Annotated in this window: 14 protein-coding genes; 7 read left to right on the top strand and 7 right to left on the bottom strand. The window is 67.0% G+C overall.

Annotated features, from left to right (window positions below):
• Positions 1 to 70 precede the first annotated feature (70 nt).
• The gene (locus ACFWN2_RS25905) at positions 71 to 1,513 is read right to left on the bottom strand and encodes an MFS transporter (protein ID WP_382431510.1); all 1,443 of its coding nucleotides are present in this window, start codon (positions 1,511 to 1,513) and stop codon (positions 71 to 73) included.
• Positions 1,514 to 1,770: 257 nt separating this feature from the next.
• Between ACFWN2_RS25905 and ACFWN2_RS25900 the strand changes: the two genes are divergently transcribed.
• Positions 1,771 to 2,529: an aminoglycoside phosphotransferase gene (locus ACFWN2_RS25900; protein WP_382431508.1), complete on the top strand. Its 759-nt coding sequence runs from the start codon at positions 1,771 to 1,773 to the stop codon at positions 2,527 to 2,529.
• A gap of 4 nt (positions 2,530 to 2,533) precedes the next feature.
• Here ACFWN2_RS25900 and ACFWN2_RS25895 read toward each other — a convergent pair whose 3' ends face one another.
• Complete coding sequence (locus ACFWN2_RS25895) at positions 2,534 to 3,151, bottom strand: hypothetical protein (protein WP_382431506.1); 618 nt, start codon at positions 3,149 to 3,151, stop codon at positions 2,534 to 2,536.
• 343 nt (positions 3,152 to 3,494) lie between these two features.
• Here ACFWN2_RS25895 and ACFWN2_RS25890 point away from each other — a divergent pair, with 343 nt between their 5' ends.
• Entirely contained in the window at positions 3,495 to 4,040 is a 546-nt protein-coding gene (locus ACFWN2_RS25890) for a helix-turn-helix domain-containing protein (RefSeq protein ID WP_382431504.1), read from the top strand.
• A gap of 97 nt (positions 4,041 to 4,137) precedes the next feature.
• Complete coding sequence (locus ACFWN2_RS25885; protein ID WP_382431502.1) at positions 4,138 to 4,968, top strand: CPBP family intramembrane glutamic endopeptidase; 831 nt, start codon at positions 4,138 to 4,140, stop codon at positions 4,966 to 4,968.
• Positions 4,969 to 5,051: 83 nt separating this feature from the next.
• Here ACFWN2_RS25885 and ACFWN2_RS25880 read toward each other — a convergent pair whose 3' ends face one another.
• The 4 genes from ACFWN2_RS25880 to ACFWN2_RS25865 form a co-directional block, all read right to left on the bottom strand.
• A complete protein-coding gene (locus ACFWN2_RS25880) occupies positions 5,052 to 5,540 on the bottom strand; it encodes a DUF6346 domain-containing protein (RefSeq protein ID WP_382431500.1) in 489 nt (162 codons plus the stop codon).
• Positions 5,537 to 6,520, bottom strand: coding sequence for a hypothetical protein (locus ACFWN2_RS25875; protein ID WP_382431498.1), 984 nt, complete (start codon positions 6,518 to 6,520; stop codon positions 5,537 to 5,539). The genes ACFWN2_RS25880 and ACFWN2_RS25875 overlap by 4 nt, the downstream gene beginning before the upstream one ends.
• Positions 6,521 to 6,591: 71 nt before the next feature.
• Positions 6,592 to 6,891: a hypothetical protein gene (locus tag ACFWN2_RS25870; RefSeq protein WP_382431496.1), complete on the bottom strand. Its 300-nt coding sequence runs from the start codon at positions 6,889 to 6,891 to the stop codon at positions 6,592 to 6,594.
• Between the two features lie 155 nt (positions 6,892 to 7,046).
• Positions 7,047 to 7,412 carry a YbaB/EbfC family nucleoid-associated protein gene (locus ACFWN2_RS25865; protein ID WP_382431494.1) on the bottom strand — a complete coding sequence of 122 codons (366 nt, stop codon included), beginning with the start codon at positions 7,410 to 7,412 and terminating at the stop codon, positions 7,047 to 7,049.
• 1,070 nt (positions 7,413 to 8,482) lie between these two features.
• Here ACFWN2_RS25865 and ACFWN2_RS25860 point away from each other — a divergent pair.
• A complete protein-coding gene (locus tag ACFWN2_RS25860; RefSeq protein ID WP_382431492.1) occupies positions 8,483 to 9,676 on the top strand; it encodes a hypothetical protein in 1,194 nt (397 codons plus the stop codon).
• Here ACFWN2_RS25860 and ACFWN2_RS25855 read toward each other — a convergent pair.
• A complete protein-coding gene (locus ACFWN2_RS25855) occupies positions 9,666 to 11,441 on the bottom strand; it encodes a tetratricopeptide repeat protein (protein WP_382431490.1) in 1,776 nt (591 codons plus the stop codon). The genes ACFWN2_RS25860 and ACFWN2_RS25855 overlap by 11 nt on opposite strands.
• Before the next feature lie 396 nt (positions 11,442 to 11,837).
• On the opposite strand from ACFWN2_RS25855, the gene ACFWN2_RS25850 reads away from it, so the two are divergent.
• The 3 genes from ACFWN2_RS25850 (at position 11,838) to ACFWN2_RS25840 (ending at position 16,155) form a co-directional block, all read left to right on the top strand.
• The gene (locus ACFWN2_RS25850; RefSeq protein ID WP_382431489.1) at positions 11,838 to 13,922 is read left to right on the top strand and encodes a BTAD domain-containing putative transcriptional regulator; all 2,085 of its coding nucleotides are present in this window, start codon (positions 11,838 to 11,840) and stop codon (positions 13,920 to 13,922) included.
• Between the two features lie 164 nt (positions 13,923 to 14,086).
• Positions 14,087 to 15,355: a hypothetical protein gene (locus ACFWN2_RS25845; RefSeq protein WP_382431487.1), complete on the top strand. Its 1,269-nt coding sequence runs from the start codon at positions 14,087 to 14,089 to the stop codon at positions 15,353 to 15,355.
• Between the two features lie 212 nt (positions 15,356 to 15,567).
• Positions 15,568 to 16,155 carry a hypothetical protein gene (locus ACFWN2_RS25840; RefSeq protein WP_382431485.1) on the top strand — a complete coding sequence of 196 codons (588 nt, stop codon included), beginning with the start codon at positions 15,568 to 15,570 and terminating at the stop codon, positions 16,153 to 16,155.
• Positions 16,156 to 16,180: the final 25 nt, after the last annotated feature.

Raw genomic sequence — 16,180 nt, 5'->3', positions numbered from 1 at the left:
GCCCCGGCGGTTCACACGAGCGCTCCGTGCCGTTGTGCGGAACAGGGCCAGACCCTGTTCCGCACACCCGTCAGCTCGTCGACTCCGCGGCCTTCCTGCGCGCCGTGAGGCAGATCGCCGCCACCACGACGTCACAGACACCCGCCACGAGCAGGCAGAGCTGGTACCGGTCCTCGGCGGGAACACCCGGCGCGGCAGCAAGGCTCTTCGACTGCAGGATGGTCGAGTAGATCGCCGGTCCCAGCGACCCGGAGATGGTGACGATGATCCCGACCATGCTCGTCCCCATGCCCGTCAGGCTCGGCGGCACGCAGCTCTGCATCGACGCGAACAACCCGACACCGACCATGCCGCTGCCCACACCGTAAACGCAGGCCGCCACGAAGAAGGCCGTCGCCGAGGCGTCCGGCATGCTCGTGATCAACCACAGAGCCGCGATCGCATGGCACACCGCACCGATGCCGGCGACCGCGAGCGGCCGCGTGCGAGCGGCGATCACTCCACCCACGATGCCTGCCACAGCACCGACCACCGAGTACGGCAGCAGGATCAGCCCGGTGTGCAGCGCGTCGTAGTCGAGGCCGTAACCAACGGCGTGCGGCGTCTGCACGTAGAACGGGATGAGGAACGTGACCGACTGGATCGCCATGCCGATCGTCAGGCCCGCCAGCATGGTCCGCGCGACGGTCCCGGACCGCAGCAGCGCGAGGTCGAACACCGGCGCCTTCGACCGCTTCTCGAGAACGGCCCAGATCCCGGCCCCGGCAAGCCCGGCGACAGCGAACCCGATCGCCTTGAGCGACGTGATGCCCTCGGACCCGGCCGTGTTGATGCCGTAGAGCAGCACCACCATCCAGGCCACCAGCCCCACGACGTTGCCGACGCCGAAACCCACCGTGCGGTCCCTGGAACTGGACGGGATGACCAACCACGCCAGCAAGGCCACGACGAGGTAACACCCCATCGCCGACAGGAAGAACTGCTGCATGGAGATGTGGCTGAGCGCGACACCACCGGCGACAAGCCCGATACCGGCACCACTCGCCTGCGCGAACTGCGTGACCACCACGGCCGTGCGCACGGACTCACCGGGCAGATGCCGGCGCAACACCCCGACACCGAGCTGACCGGTGGCCGCCCCGACACCCATCACGGACGCACCGATCAACAACGCCGGATACGTGTGCACCACCCCAGGTACCGCCGTGCCGACGGCGAGGAACAAGGCACCGAGCGTCGTGGCGACACGGTCCCCCAGCACGTCCGCCAAGCGAGGCAACAGGATCGTGCTGACGCCACTGCCGATCAGCAGCGCCGTGAACACCCACGCGACATCCCCCACCGTGAGCTGGAAGTCGCGCAGCAGAACCGGAAGCAGGGGCGAGAGCATGAACGTGACGGCGGCAGCGGTGAACCCGGTCACGATGGTGACGGCGATGAGGGGCCCACGCCCTCGCGCCGGGACGAACTGCTCGGCTACTGGTGTGTCGTACTGCTCTGCGCTGTGTGCCATTGACGACCTCGTCCTGTCCGACCGCCTCCGCGGTTCCCGGTGAAAGGCTGGGCCGGAGTATGTGATCGGGCACACGCGCGAACGAAGCAGAACGTTCTGACATGCGGAACACAGCCGCGCGCTGGTCCCGCCCTCGCGTTGGAGCAACTCCAAGCAGTACAACGAGTTGCGGAGCATGCACAACGCGCTCAAGTCGAAGGGATCCAGTGTCAGCACAACCAGGCGACGACGCGGTCGACGCGCAGTTCCGTCACCGCATGCGCGAAAACCTGGCCGGCGCCGCGAAACACTTCGGCCTCACCGTCACCGGCGAACCACGACACGGCTGGCAAGACCGCTCGATCAGCGCTTTGGTGATCGGCCACGACGAACGCCTGTGGTTACGAGTCGTGTCCGAGGACAGGCAGTGGACCGAAGGCGAGTTCTGGACCGGCAACCTGGAGGCGAACGCCTTCTCAGGCCTCTTCGAGCCTCACGTGGTCGACGTCTACGAGTGGGAACACGAACGACACCAACGCGCAGAGCTGATGACTTTGGTGCCAGGCTCGCCCTGCGGCGACGTCCTGCACCACCCGGACGACTGGTGGGCGGAGCTGCGCCGAACGACCAAGTCGATCGCGACGATGCCGACAACCCGCGTCAACGCCGACCAGGCGTTGGTGACGGGCCGCATCCAACAGCAGTTCGGCAACGCGGTGAACCCCGTTGTGCACGAATGGGAAACGGTGCACGGCGACCTGCACTGGGCGAACCTCATGGCGCCGAGGTTCGCCCTGCTGGACTGGAAGTCGTGGGGCCGCGGTCCCAAAGGAACAGACGCGGCCACACTCCTCAGCCACAGCCTCCTGGTACCGCACACCGCAGAGCGGGTGCGCGACACCTTCGCCGACGTCCTGACCACCGACGCCGGACTGATCGCCCAGTTCTACGTGGCCGCCCAGCTGCTCCACCGCATCGACAGAGGCGACCACGCAGAACTGGCGGCACCATTAAGAAGGCACATCAACAGCCTGTGAGAGATCAACAGGTGACGTTGACGGTCGCATTCGCCGCGAACGACACGTGCACGTGGTCCATGTGGTTGGCCGTAGGGCTACCCCGGTCCTCCATGACCGACCAGCCGCTGCCGTCGTTGTAGCGCTGGCGCCAGATCACGTAGGTGACGCCGAACGCCTTCTTGTTGGCCAGCACGTACTCGGCCAGGGAGTTGCCGGTGGCGGTGTCGACCATGAAGTCGAGCGCCAGGCCAATGGGATGGTCGCCAGACCCACCCCGGCCGGCGGCGCCACCGATGTCCTCGACACCGAACTTGCCCGCGACGTGGTGCCCGACCTGCGCCGCATGAGGCTTGACGCCGTCCAGCGTGGTCGGACAGGGCGGAGGCGGTGGTGGAGGAGGAGGCGGGGGCGGCGTCGTCGTGGTCGTGGTCACCGGAGGCTCCGTGGTGGTGACCGGAGGCGGCGAGGACGACGGCGCGGCGGACGACGCGACGGACGGCAACTCCTGGCTGACAGCGGTCGTCGGCGCGGCCAGATTGGCGGCGGCTCCGGTCGGATCAACCTGCTGGTCGGAAACACGGACCACCCAGAAGGTGGCGACCAGGCCCACGGAGAGCGCGGCGGCGACCGCGATGGGCAACTTCCGGCTGGCTGTCGGCTTCGTTCTATGTCGGCCCGGCATTCGGGAACACCTTGCGTCGGGGACAGGGCATCACACGGCCCGCCATATTACGAAATGAACACGAGAACATCACGGGAAGTGTTCCTACTCACAATTCCCCTGGTGAGCGCGCCGCTACAGACAGCAACAGCTTCCCTGGGCGCGCAGGTCAAACCGCAGTCACATTCGATCGACCGCAGATCAATTCATTAACTGAAGATCGCTTGAGGCACACAAAAAGTACCACCACCACACTTTCATCCGACCAACCAGAGATCATTATCAATCCTGAGAACATTACCGCACATGAGATGATCGATCCATGGCCACCGCGGATCTTCTCCTGCACCCCGTGCGAATGCGCATCCTGCAGGCGCTGTTCGAGACCGACCCGCTGACGACGACCCAACTCAGGGAACGCCTGCCGGACATCGCACCCGCCACCATGTACCGGCACATCGCCGTCCTGACCGAGAACGGCGTACTGGAGGTCGTCGAGGAGCGCCGAGTGCGAGGCACGGTCGAGCGCAGCTACCGCGTCCGCAAGGAAGAGGCCGTCGTGGGCCAGGACGCACGAGCCACGATGACCCGCGCGGACCACCAGCGGGCGTACTCGACGTTCGTAGCCTCACTCATGGGCGACTTCGACCGCTACCTGACCCAGCCCGGCACCGACCCGAACGCAGACGGCGTGGTCTACCAGCAGGCCGCGGTCTGGCTCACCGACGAGGAGTTCACCGCGATGGTCAACGAGATCAGGCACGCGGTGATGTCGCGAACGGGCGGCGAGCGCGACGGCGGCCGCAGGCGCCGAGTCGTCAGCCTCGTAGTGGTGCCGGACGAACCAGGTTCCGCAGTCGCCGGCTAGTCACGGACTTCAGCGAGTTGCCATCCGCGCCAACGGCCCACTAACTTGTTCTCAGAAGTGAGAATATTCGTGAGAATGAGACCATTGGCGGCGACCCATGGACAGCGCACCAAGCACCGGCAGGGCAAGCGGCCTCGCCACCTTCTTCACCGTCACCTTCGCGACGACCTGGGGTTTCTGGTCGATCGCGATCCTGTTAGGCGAACCGCCGACAACCTTCCCGACAGTCGTCCCCTTCCTGCTGGGCGGCTTCGGCCCGGTGTTCGGCGCGATAGCGGTCAGACTCCGCCGCCGCAAACTCGGTGAGCCCATCCCCCACCACACCGTGCGAGTCCGCCTGAACACGCGACTGCTGTGGGCACTGCCTCTACTGGCCCTGGCGGCAGGCACAGTGGCCGGCGGCGCACTGCTGGCACAGGCGTTAGGCGGTCCAGCGGTAGACCTGGACAGCGGACAGCAGCTGATGGCGAGCGCGGGCGGCGCAGCCCCGTTCTTCATCAGCATGCTCGTGGCCGGCCCCCTGGCCGAAGAACCGGGCTGGCGAGGCACGGCCTACCCGCGCCTTCTCGCCACCACAGGAGGCGTCCAGGCCAGCCTGATCCTCGGGGCGGCCTGGGCGACCTGGCACCTGCCGCTGTTCTTCGTCACCGGCACCGTCCAATCGAGCTTCGGACTGCTCAGCTGGAGCGGACTGCTGTTCAGCCTGAGCGTCTTCCCGATGGCGTTGCTGACCGGACTCGCCTACGAGCTCGGCGGAGTCCCCGCCGCCGTCACCGTCCACTTCGGAGTCAACGCGACGGCAGCAGTCCTGACCGCCTACTCCCCCACGACGCAGGCGGTGGTTCTCGCCGTGCAGCTCATGGTGGCGGTGCCCCTCGCTCTGCGCCGAACCCGCCTCGCGGTCACACACCACGCCGCTCTCGCCTGACACGCCCGCAGCCGCACGACCCGTTGAAGCGTGCGCCTCACAGCATCTCGGCGCTGCCATCCGCATCGAACCGACGTGACTGCTCACGGCCGAGGCGGCTCGTATCTGATCGGCGTGCGGCGCTTGCGCCGAGGAGCATCGGGCCACACGTGACGTGCGATCCAGACGTTCAGGAAGAGGAACGCGATCGCGAAGACGAAGGTGCACAACCAGCCCAGGAACACCTGGCCCTGCGACCGCACGTCCGGCTGCAACGGCCTGCCGTGCCGCACGGTGTGGACGGCATACTGCTTGCCGATGTCCGAGGGCGTGAACCATCCCGTCACGGTCGACGTGTACGTCTCTCCGCTGGACCTGACCCGAACCTCGGCCTGGCACTCGTGGTAGAAGCCGAAGCCCCGCAATGCCACCGGGCCGCGGCGTTCGCAGGACTTCGCCGTGGCCACCAGATCCGCCTTCGCCAGATCACCTGGTTCGACCTGGTTCCAGAAGTGGTTGAAGATCGTGGCGCCGAGGAGATAGCCCAGCAGCGGAACGATGAGGGCGACGAGGACCCGCCGGAGGGCGTTCACCCGCCCCGCTCCTCTTTGTCCTGGTCTGCCTTCAGCTCGCGCCAGTCCTTCCAGCCTCGGTTGTCGACGATCTTCGCACCCTCCTTGCGGAACTCTTCAGCCATGGCGGGGCCGATGTCCTTCGGAAGGCCGGTGACGCCATCAACGACGACCTTCTTCGCACCGGCTCCCGCATCCCTCAGCATGGCGCCGACGTTGAAGTTCTTCATCTCCCGAGCGATGTCCGCGTTCGCGCCCTGCTTCAGCACCGTCACGAAGTCGTCGCCGCGCTTGGCGAGGTTGACGCTGGCGTTGGCGAGGACGTCGTCGAGCTTCTTGAACAGACCGCCCGCCTTGCCGAACGCGCTGGTGAGCTTGCGGCACCACTCGATGCACTTCTGCGCGTAGCGCACCGCAACTGGAACACCTTCGGCGACGGCACCAGCGATACCCGCGCCCAGCGCCGCCATGGCGGGCGCCCACCGAATGCAGATGCTGATCAGCTTGCCGATCGCCTCGGTGATCAGGTCGCGCACGATGTCGCGGACCACTTTGAGGATCGTCTTGCAGATCGTGATCAGGATCGACATGCCACGCGCAGCCGTGCCGACCGCGCCATAAGTGTCCGCGCGGTCGGCACCGAACTCGCGGTACTTCGCCGAGTCCCTGCCCACCCACTGCCCGGCGTCGCTGTTGACGGCACTCTTGAGGTCGGTGGAGATCTCGTCGAGGTAGCTCGACACCGACGACCACGTCTGCGCCATTCCGTCGAGGGTCTGCTGGTCACCGGTCAACCAGTCGAGCGGCTCCTTGAGGAAGCTGATGTGCTCGAACATCCAGCCGAAGCCCGCGCTGAACAGGTACGCCAGCGGATCGGTCAGCATCTTGCCGATGTCACCTGCGGCGCTGGCGAGATTGAGCAGGCCCTCGGCCCAGTTGCCGTCGGAGAAGCCGCTCACTGCCTCGGTCACATCGTGGAACAGCCCGGCGCCCTCGGTCACCGGAGTGTCCTGGCCCTTGCGAACCAACGGGTTCTCGACGGGGGCCGGAGCAGGCCCAACGCTAGGAGTGCTCATGAATCGCCCGTCTTGAAGCGGCTGGTCTGCTCTTCTTCGTTGTTCTTGACGTCTTCACGCCATGCCTTGACCCGCCTGTGGTGGTCGAGCGCGGCCTCGGCAGCGTCGTTGAGGGTGTTCATCGCCATGTACTGCGCCGCAGAACAGAGGGCCGCGAGCGGAATCCCGAGCAGGCCGAACGCCTCGGGGTTCGAGGCCGCGCTGCCCGCTCCGATGGCGGTGCCGATGCGCCCGCCGATCTCGTCTACACGCTTGGCGTGAGCGTCCATCTCGGCGAGATCGATGCGGTAGTTCATCGCAGGATGCTCCCGTTGCCAAAGTCGTCGTCATCGACCGGACGATGCCGGGGCGGACGAGGAGCCTGCTGCGGCCGCGGTGGTGGTGGCGTGTCGTCCTCAATGGAGCCCAAGCGGGGCTCTGTCGGACCCCAACCTCCGTTTCCCGGCACGTACTACTCCGGAGGAGGCGGTGGCTGCGCGCTGCGCAGCTTGTCCATCATCAAGTGCATGGTCTCGGAGTCGGCACCCAGCAGCGGCGCCATCGCCTCCTGGACAACGCTCGCTATACGGCTCTGCGCCGCCTGCAGAGTGCGCATGACGTCCTGTGCGACGGCTGCACCGTCCTTGCGCTGCAACGCCTGACCAAGCTGCAATGCGACCAGGTTGCCGGCGTCATTGATGGTCACCGTGATCTGCCCGTCAGGACTGCTCTCGGTGACCTGCAGGTGCGCGAGGTTCTCGCGGATGGCATCACTCTTGGCCTGCGCCTGCGCGAGCTTGCCTTCGTACTGGCTGAGCAGCTGCTCAGGATCGATCATGCGTCCCCCAGGGTCACCTCTTACTCAACGCGAGCAGACTGTAACGGACCGTGCTGCCGTGCAGCCCAATCACCTAATCCTGATATCGCGGGTTCGCGACCAAAACAATGAGCATCGCGAGCCGCTTGAGTCCACGGCAACGACTGGCCGACAGCAACCAGAATCACGACTGAGCAGCCCAGACACCTCACAGGGGTTTCGATGTTCGTGTCCACCTTTTCGGACCGGGACGCTGGCTCAGTACAACGTGCATGTGGGTCTCCGCGAAGCGCGCCATCATGATCACCCGATCCGAATCCGGCCCAATGAGCTGTCAGCCCTCACTCCACCCCGCGGAACCGACACAGGTCAGCCGCTGCCCAACTCTCGCCATGAACAGGGCGTGCCCCTTGACTCCTGCCTCATGGCCGGCAAAGGGGTTCACGGCTGTCTTATCGGATGAAGATGCCTCGTCCTGCGCGCCGCAGCCCACACGAAGAACAACGAAATATCGGCGCAACTACCGAAGTAATGGGGTCGATGAGCGGCGTGCTCGACCCGGCAGAACTCGGCAAGATCACAAAAAGAGGGTCCTCGCAGTATCTGACCTGCGAGGACCCTCTTGGCCGTCGGGACGACAGGATTTGAACCTGCGACCCCTTGACCCCCAGTCGTGGAACGACTGAGCGGCGTGCTCCAGCCTGTTCTTCCAGGTCGTCTCTGAGTGTAACCGGCCGAGTAAAGGAGTCGCTGATCCCAAAGGCCCGAACGGAACATCCGGCACTGTCGGGAAGGTTCCACCTGCTCGACGACTGGATCAGGGTCGAGGCGATGAAGGCGACCCACCGCAAACGTTGTACATGGTGCAGGTGACGGCATCGCTTCGCGACCATGAGCCTTTGCCATGCTCGTGACGAGCTGTCATTCGCCAGGCCGGGACAGCATCACCGACTATCACGGCAAGCACCGCAATCCGCAACACTCAGCCGACAACTGCAACACCGTCGTCAACATCGCGGGTGACACCGCCGCACAAAGCTCGACCCACCAGCGGGGCTCTGATCGGCTTCGCGCGTCGGTGGGAGCGCCGGGTGAAGTCGAGTGGCCGGATCCTGCTGCGGCCGGAGGTCGATGGCGTCCGCCGCGGCCTCATCGCCGTGCACACGATCCCCTGTGCCACCCGTCTCCTGCCGATCTACCAAATGCTGGCGGACTGCAATCCGCGCATCCTGTGGTCGTTCACCGTTCCGCCGGACGACTACAACAGCGGTGTACGACGGTTTCTGGAGGACCGGGGCATCGAGACGATCAAGTGGTCGCGACTGGTCGACGAGGTGCAAGGTCACTTCGACATCACGCTGGCCGCGGCGTGGGGCGGGTTGGACAAGCTGCGGATGCCCGTGGTCAAGCTGTCGCACGGCGCACTGCACGAGAAGGCCACGCCCAGACGGGCTGGTGCGGGCGCCGAAATGCCACGCCATCGGCACGGGTTGAGTCCGGAACGGATGATCAGGGACGGCAGGACCGTGGCGTCCCGCACGGTGCTGTCCCACGACAACGACCTCGCAGCACTCGATCCGGTGCTGCGCGCGCAGGCGAGGGTGTTCGGCGACCCTGTGGTGGACCAGATCAGCGCGCATCTGCACCAGCGCGAGCACTACCGCCGACAGCTCGACATCCCGACTGGTGCACGACTCGTGGTGGTCACGTCGACCGCCGGCCGGAGTTGCTTGTGGCTCGACCGGCCGGAGCTCCTGTACCGCCTCGCGACGGAGCTGCCCGCGGAGGGTTATCGCGTGCTCGCGGTGCTGCACCCGCATCTTCGGCACGTCTTCGGGTCGCAGTTGGACGTCGCACTGCGCACGTCGTTCGAAGCAGGGCTGCGCGTGGTGCCCGCCGACCAGGACTGGGCCGTGCCGCTCATCGCCGCCGACTGGGTGATCGGCGACCACGGCTCGGTGTTGCACTACGCAACCCTCACCGATGCCACTCTGCTCACGGCCGGGTTCGCGCATGACGAGGTCGCGTATGGAACAGCCCGCGCCGCCCTGGGCGGCCTCGTCCCGTCGCTTACCGCAGACCGGCCGCTGGAAGAACAACTGATCTCGGCGGCACGGTCCGAGGTTGTCGCCCGGTACGCCTCGGAGAAGGAGCACCTGAGCTCGCGCGTCGGCCATTTCGCCACCGACCTGCGGCGAGAAGTGCACTCGGTGCTCGGCGTGCCTGAACCAGTCGTGCCGGCCCGGCTGCCCGGTCTGACGATCCCGCGCCTGCTCAGCCGGTGAGGGGCGGAGACAGGCGGCTCTCGTGCTGAGCCACCGCGTCGAGATGCCGCCGTGCGCAGATCATGTCACCGGACTGCACGGCGAGGTCGGCGAGAGCTCGATGGATCCGGGCGAGCTCCTTGTCGGCCTTCAGCGACGACATGGCGGTCAGGGCCGAGTCGAGCAGCTCACGGGCCGCAGCCAACTGGCCCGCTCGAACGGCGAGCGCCGCCGATTCCATCTCGACGCGGGCGACGTTGTAGTGATCGCCGATCGACCTGAAGATCGACTCGGCGAGCCGCAGATGCGGTTCCTGGAGGCTCGTCTCGCCGCGAGCTAGCGCGGTGGTCGCGAGGTTCAGCCTGGTCAGGGCTTCTCCCCGGAGCTGACCGAGTTCGAGCTGCAGGTCCAGCGCGAGCCGGAAGTGCTCGGCAGCCTCAAGAAGTGAACCTCCTCCCAACAGAACCAGCCCCAGGCTGTTAAGGGCGGTCGCCTCGCCGACCCGGTCCCCTGCGGCGCGGTGCAGACCGAGCGCGCGGGTGAAGACGTCGGCGGCGTCCGCGAGCCGGCCGACGCCGTGAAACCCCAGCCCCAGATGGTTGAGCAGCAGCGTCTCCGCGAGCACGTCGCCCTGGGCTCCGGCGGTGCCGACCACGAGTTCATGGCTGGCCAGCCACGCGGTGTAATGCTTCCGGTGGAGGAAGAGCCCCCACAGCGCCTCCACGATCCGGTAGCCCAGCGACTCGGCCGCGTGCCGCCAGACAACGGCGAGGAAGTGGGGCAGGTTCGCCTCCGCCCAGTCGAGTGCGGTGCCAGGGGCGGAGAAGGCGGGGACGGGTGCCGGAGAGCTGCCCGTCGCTTCCAGCCGACGGCGCGTCGGCATGATCACCTTGTCGGCGGCCAGAGCGGCCGCGAGGTACCACCGCGCCATCCGCAGGTCCGCCGCGTCCCGTTCAACGATGCCCCAGCAACGCTCGGCGCGCTCGCGCGCGTGCAGCCGGATCAGGTCGTGCAGGCGAAACCGATCACGCCCTAACTCCTCCACCAGGTGCACGTCGCTCAGCAGGGTGAGGGACCGTTCGGTCTCGTCGAGTTCGAGCTGGGCGGCGGCCGCCGCGACCGCGACGGTGAAGTCCGGGCCGGGATATCCGCTCACCAGCGCGAGTGCGCGAGCCGCGACCGGGTGCAGGTTCTCGTAGGACAGGTCGAGTGCGGCGCGCACCGACAGGTCTTCGACCTCGAGCGAGTCGAGCGGTCCGGGACTACCGGTCAGGCGCGCGGCCAGGTCGGCGGCCAGGCTCAGCGGCCGGCTCGCCAGCTGCGCCGCGGCCAGCCACAACGCCAGGGGCAGGCCCGCACACGCTCGCACCACCGAATCGAGCGCGGTCGGCTCCACCGCGACCCTGTTCTCTCCCAGCACGCCGGCCACGAGGTCGAACCCGGCGCGGTGAGCGAGCGGCGCCACGTCCACGACCCTGGCTCCGCGTGCCACCAGACCCGGCAGCCTGTGCCTGCTGGTGACCACGACCAGCGCGTGTGGTGGTCCTGGCAGCAGCGCCAGGACGTCGCGCGCGGCCGTGGCGTTGTCCACCACCACCAAGATCCGGCGATCGGTCGTCAACGAGCGGAACAGGGCGCCCTGCTCGGCCAGGTCGGCCGGCACGGCGTCCGGTGCTACTCCCAGGGCGCGCAGGAACCGGCCGAGCATCCCCTTGGCTGAGCTCGTCCGCCCACCGGCATACCCCTGGAGATCGCCGAACAGCTGGCCTTCGGGAAACCTCCGCACGGACGCGGTGCGACCACGTCAGCGCCAGCGCGCTCTTGCCCACGCCCGCGGGACCGGTGAGAACGAGCAGCGACGTCTCGGCCGCAGCGTCGTCCATCGCCCCCAACTCGACATCGCGACCGACGAGCCGAGCGGGAGCAGAGGGAAGTTGCCGTGGTGGTGCCGCGGCCGGAGCTGGATGCAGGTGAAGCCCACCGTTGACGACGTGCGCCTGCACCACCGTGCCGATCACGCTTGCGGCAGCGCAGTTGACGCTCTCGCTCGGCAAGTGTTCAGAGATGTCCATCCTGCCTCCGATCACGCGGTGGTTACCCTCCTGAGTCTGGCCGCACTTCCCAGGCCCGTGTACTGCCCTGGGAAGACGGGGCCGTCTGTGCGCAGCCGGAGGTGCCCTGGTTGGACGACTACGACATCGCCCTCTTCAAGCAGGTGGAGCTCACGTCGGGGGGTGTCCCGGTCGGGCTGGAGGGGGAGATCCAACGCCGGATGCTGGTCGTACTTCTCAAGTCGTCGAAGGACGAGCAGATCAAGCGGGCAGACCTGGTCCGGCAGGTCTGGGGGTACACGCCGTCTGCGCGCACGGTGACCAGCACGATCTCCCGCCTCCGGTCGGCGTTGTCCAAGGTGCCGGGCATCGGCTTGGTCTCCGTCTCCGGCAAGCACGACTACTTGGTGTTCGACCGTCGGCGCGTCGACGTCCACCGCTTCTCTGATGCCGCCGAGGTCGCCCTGCGTTCGGTTCAGGACGGAGCAGAGGACGCGGAGACGCTCCTCGACGACTGCCTGGAGCAGTGGACCGGGACGCCGTTCGGCGACCTGAGCGGTGGCAAGATCGACGAGTGGCGCACCAAGCTGAACGCGCAGCACCGCGACGTGCGCTACCAACGGTTGCGGCTGAGCGTGGTCAAAGGGCGTGAGCACGAGGTCGTCGACGAGGTCGTAGAGCTGAGCAGGGCGAACCCCAGGCACCGGCCGTCACGGGACTTGGCCGCCGACGTGCTGACGTCCGTCGGCCGCGCCGACGAGATCGCCGCGCTGCCGGACGCGGGTCCGTGGTTCGGTGCTACGCCTCCGGTCGTGCGCACCGAAGAACTCCTTACATACCTGCGGGCCCTGCAGTCCGCGTTGAGTCGTGCGATGCGCTGGCACCCCGGTGAGAACATCGCGGCAACGTTCAGCGAGCGTTCCGTCCGTGCGGACAGCGACCCCTCCGCGAGTTCATCGTCCGACGGCGGCTCTCACCGTCGTCGAAGGGAGCTCGTGCGCGGAGACCAGTCGTGGGCGGATGCGGTGGAGCTCGCACGGCTGGTCGTGGTGCTGGGTGACGCCGGGTACGGAAAGACCTGGCAGCTGCGCGCACACGGCGTCGAACTGTGCGACCGGGCGATCACTGCGTTGCGCGCGGGAGCCGACCCTATGGCCGTGGAGATACCACTGTGGGCGCACGCGAGCTCACTGATCTCGGCCCGCGACTCGAGTGATCGTGCGGATCAGGTGATCCGCGCAGCGAGCGAGATCGTGGCTAACAGCCCCGAGGCGATCAGCCCGAGCCTGCGCGCATCTCTCGTTCGCGGGATGACGGTGGACGAGGGTCGCCTCCACGTTCTGGTCGACGCGCTGGACGAGCTCTTCGACAGCGACGCCCAGGACGAGTCGTCGGCCGTGCTCTCGTGGCTGGCCGAGCGGGTCGATGCTGGCCGACACCTGCGGGTCGTGGTGACGAGCCGGCCGGTCGGCTACCGCAACCCGTTCCGGACCCGTCAGCGGGCGGCTGACCGCAGGCAGGTGCCCGTGCACCACCTCTCGCTGGGCGCACTCACCTCCGGCCAGGTTCTCGAACTGTGGCGGAACTGGTTCGCGCATCGGGAGGAGGACTTCCCCGAAGATCGCTTGCTCCCGCTCCTGACCCCGGGCAGCCCGCTCGCCGAGCACGTCCGCGTCCCGCTGATCGCGGCGTTCTGCGCGTGGGTCGCCGAAGTGGTCCCGGCCGCTCGAACTCGCGTAGGGCTCTACGAGCAGGTCCTTCGGCGGTTCATCGCTTCGTGGTGGAAGCAGGGCGAACGCACGACGATCAACAGCACCACTCGGCAGGATCCGCTGCGACAGAAACAGGTGCGGCACGCGCTCGAACAACTCGCGTGGCACATGTCTACCGAAGGCGCGACGTGGCGGGACGCGGTGGACGACGAGGAGTGCGAAAGACTCCTCGCGACGAAGCTCGACGGCCTGCCGGGGTGGACCCGCACAGCCGAGCTGGTCACGATTCACGGGTTGCTAGTGCGACTGGGCGGCGACCCATACTCGTCCTGGGAGAGCCCGATCACCTGGGTCCACCCCACGGTGCACGAGTACCTTGCCGCCCACAGGCTGATCACGTTGCCCGACAACGAGATCGACCACTGGCTGGATCATGGGCTGCACCGTCCCGAATGGGAGGCGACCTTCCTCTTCGCCTCGGAGCTGGAGCAACTGCCGACGTGACTGAACGCCGCTTCACCGACAGGCTCGCGCGCCGGGCCGCCGAGTCCGACGACCTCGGGTGGTACACAGCTCTGCTCGTGGAGAGCGGGACGGGCACGACCACGCCCGAGACGATCGAACGTGTGATCCGCTTGGCCGCGGTCGGTCTCCTCACCCCCGTCGCGATGGCCAAGGTGCTGGTGCGGATCCCAGGTGTCGACTTGGCCAGGACGGTCCGCATGATCGACCGACTGGGGGTGGTGGGCCATCCCGCACGCGAGATCTGGCAGGCGATGGCGCTGTGCGGCGAGGACGGCCTCGTCCGCCTAGAGCAGGCAGTCGCGGACGAGCCAGATCCGAACGGCGCCGGCAAACTGCTGTACGAAGCAGCTCCAGACCGCGGCGTGACCGCACTGCGCGATCGCATCGTGCGGAACGGCCACGCGGTCGAGTCATCGGACTGCATGCCTCTGCGTCACTTCGACGAGAACGATGTGCGAGTGCTGATCGACCGCTTCACCTCTCACCCTGACCGTTCGAACGCCCAGCTGCTCGGGTGGACAGGCCACGACCTGGCCCGTGCCGAACTGCTGGACGGCAAGTGGCGCGGGCACCCTGATCCGGCCGCACGCGAAGCAGTCGTCAACGGGTTGCGCGCGCTGTGCCCGCGACGACCGGACAAGGACGCCGACCTGGCGATCATCGGTTTCCTCACCGATGATCTCTCGCCGACGGTCCGTTTGACCGCACGCAACACAGCGGAGATCCGCGCCCACATGTTCCCCTCAGTCCAGGTGTGGCTCGATCAGGCGGTGCCGGAACAGCTCCTGCTGGAGGACACCGCGGTGAACTCTTCGGTCGAGTGGACCAGCGACGTGGTGGCGGATCGGCTGCGGAACGGCGGCTCCGGGCTCCGCATGGCGCTGGAGCTCGTCCGGCAGCGACCCGACCTGTTGGCCGTCGGTGAGATCAAAGATCTCGTCGACCGCGTGGCGAACGAGACGTTGGCCGGAACGCACGGCATCGAAGTCATCTACATGCTGCACGACCTCCTGGGCATGCCGTTCGTTCAGCGCTGTACCGCCGCGCTGAACGAGGACCGCTCCGGCGTGCTCCACCCCTTGGCGCTGTCGCTGTCGCTGAAAGTTTCTGGCGACGAGGACGTGTATACAGCTGTCGCGCAGCACTTCGCCCGGTTTCCCGAGCCGATTGCACAACCCGCCCTGGCGAACTACAGGCTTCCGCCGACGCAACGGGCACATCATCTCGTCGATCTGCTCGAGTCCCTTCGCGCTCCTCACACGGAGGCGGTGCGAATGTGGGCGGGTGCGTTGCAGGATCTGCAGATCAGCCGCCTCGACGCCGACGAGCAGGGCCTGCGCCGACGGATCGCCTCGGTCACCGAACACCTGCTCTCCCTGCTGCCCGAGCGTACGAAGAAGGCCCCGGAGTAGGCGATCTCGTTGCCCGGCAACAACCTCAGGCGCGAGCCAGCCCACCACGACGCGCGAGCGCACCCCGTCCCGTCCGAAAGCCTTGCACAGCGCGAACAACGGCCGCATCGGATCGAAACACGATCGCGCGAAATCACCCTGATCGCCTGACAACGAATCGCCGCTGGCGAAAATGCACAGCTCGCCATGTCCTCTGCAGGTAGCCTGCCATTATGGCCAGGGACTACGACAGGGCGGCGAGCAGATTCCTCGAAGCCTTGCGCCGCATCGGTGCGGGCATCGTCCGTCAACGCGAACGCATCCTCGACCGCGCGGACAACGCACCGCGGCTGCTGCCCGGCAGCCCCCACGAGGTGATCGACCTGACCGGCGATGAGGGCAACGACCTCGACTACTACATCTTCGAACTGGCACGGCTGAACGAAGTCGGCAAGTCAGTCATCAGGGTCTTCGGCCGGCCCCAGGAACTGCTCGACGCGCAGCGCGCGTTCGAGGATGTGCTGCCCAGTCTGCGCGAGATCCGCAATTCGCTGATCCATCCCAACGACAACGAGAAGCTGGACAACGTCGCGTTCTTCAGCTCGGTGCTCGAGCTTCTACCCGGCGGAGAAGTTCGGCAGCTGGTCGATCCGCGCTACGGTCAGCACAACGCCGCCATGGAATACCACGCCGTGCTGACCGCTTACCTTCGCGCCCGCGTCGCGGCCGCTATCCGGGCAGACCCGCCCGGTCCGATTCGGCGCACTTCCGCCGATGACGACACCCAGCAGCCTCACCAGAAGACGACGACCCGCCGCTGAAAGTGAGGCGCTCCGGCGGCGCTGG

This window comes from Lentzea sp. NPDC058436, assembly GCF_042721515.1.
Taxonomy (GTDB): domain Bacteria; phylum Actinomycetota; class Actinomycetes; order Mycobacteriales; family Pseudonocardiaceae; genus Lentzea.
The sequence above is the reverse complement of the archived record's forward strand: the minus strand, read 5'-3'. Positions and strand labels throughout refer to the sequence as shown.

Coding starts and splice junctions, on each gene's coding strand:
- ACFWN2_RS25890 (WP_382431504.1), top strand. CDS start 3,495: ATGGCCACCGCGGATCTTCTCCTGCACCCCGTGCGAATGCGCATCCTG.
- ACFWN2_RS25905 (WP_382431510.1), bottom strand. CDS start 1,513: ATGGCACACAGCGCAGAGCAGTACGACACACCAGTAGCCGAGCAGTTC.
- ACFWN2_RS25840 (WP_382431485.1), top strand. CDS start 15,568: ATGGCCAGGGACTACGACAGGGCGGCGAGCAGATTCCTCGAAGCCTTG.
- ACFWN2_RS25885 (WP_382431502.1), top strand. CDS start 4,138: ATGGACAGCGCACCAAGCACCGGCAGGGCAAGCGGCCTCGCCACCTTC.
- ACFWN2_RS25900 (WP_382431508.1), top strand. CDS start 1,771: ATGCGCGAAAACCTGGCCGGCGCCGCGAAACACTTCGGCCTCACCGTC.
- ACFWN2_RS25845 (WP_382431487.1), top strand. CDS start 14,087: ATGGCCAAGGTGCTGGTGCGGATCCCAGGTGTCGACTTGGCCAGGACG.
- ACFWN2_RS25870 (WP_382431496.1), bottom strand. CDS start 6,891: ATGAACTACCGCATCGATCTCGCCGAGATGGACGCTCACGCCAAGCGT.
- ACFWN2_RS25865 (WP_382431494.1), bottom strand. CDS start 7,412: ATGATCGATCCTGAGCAGCTGCTCAGCCAGTACGAAGGCAAGCTCGCG.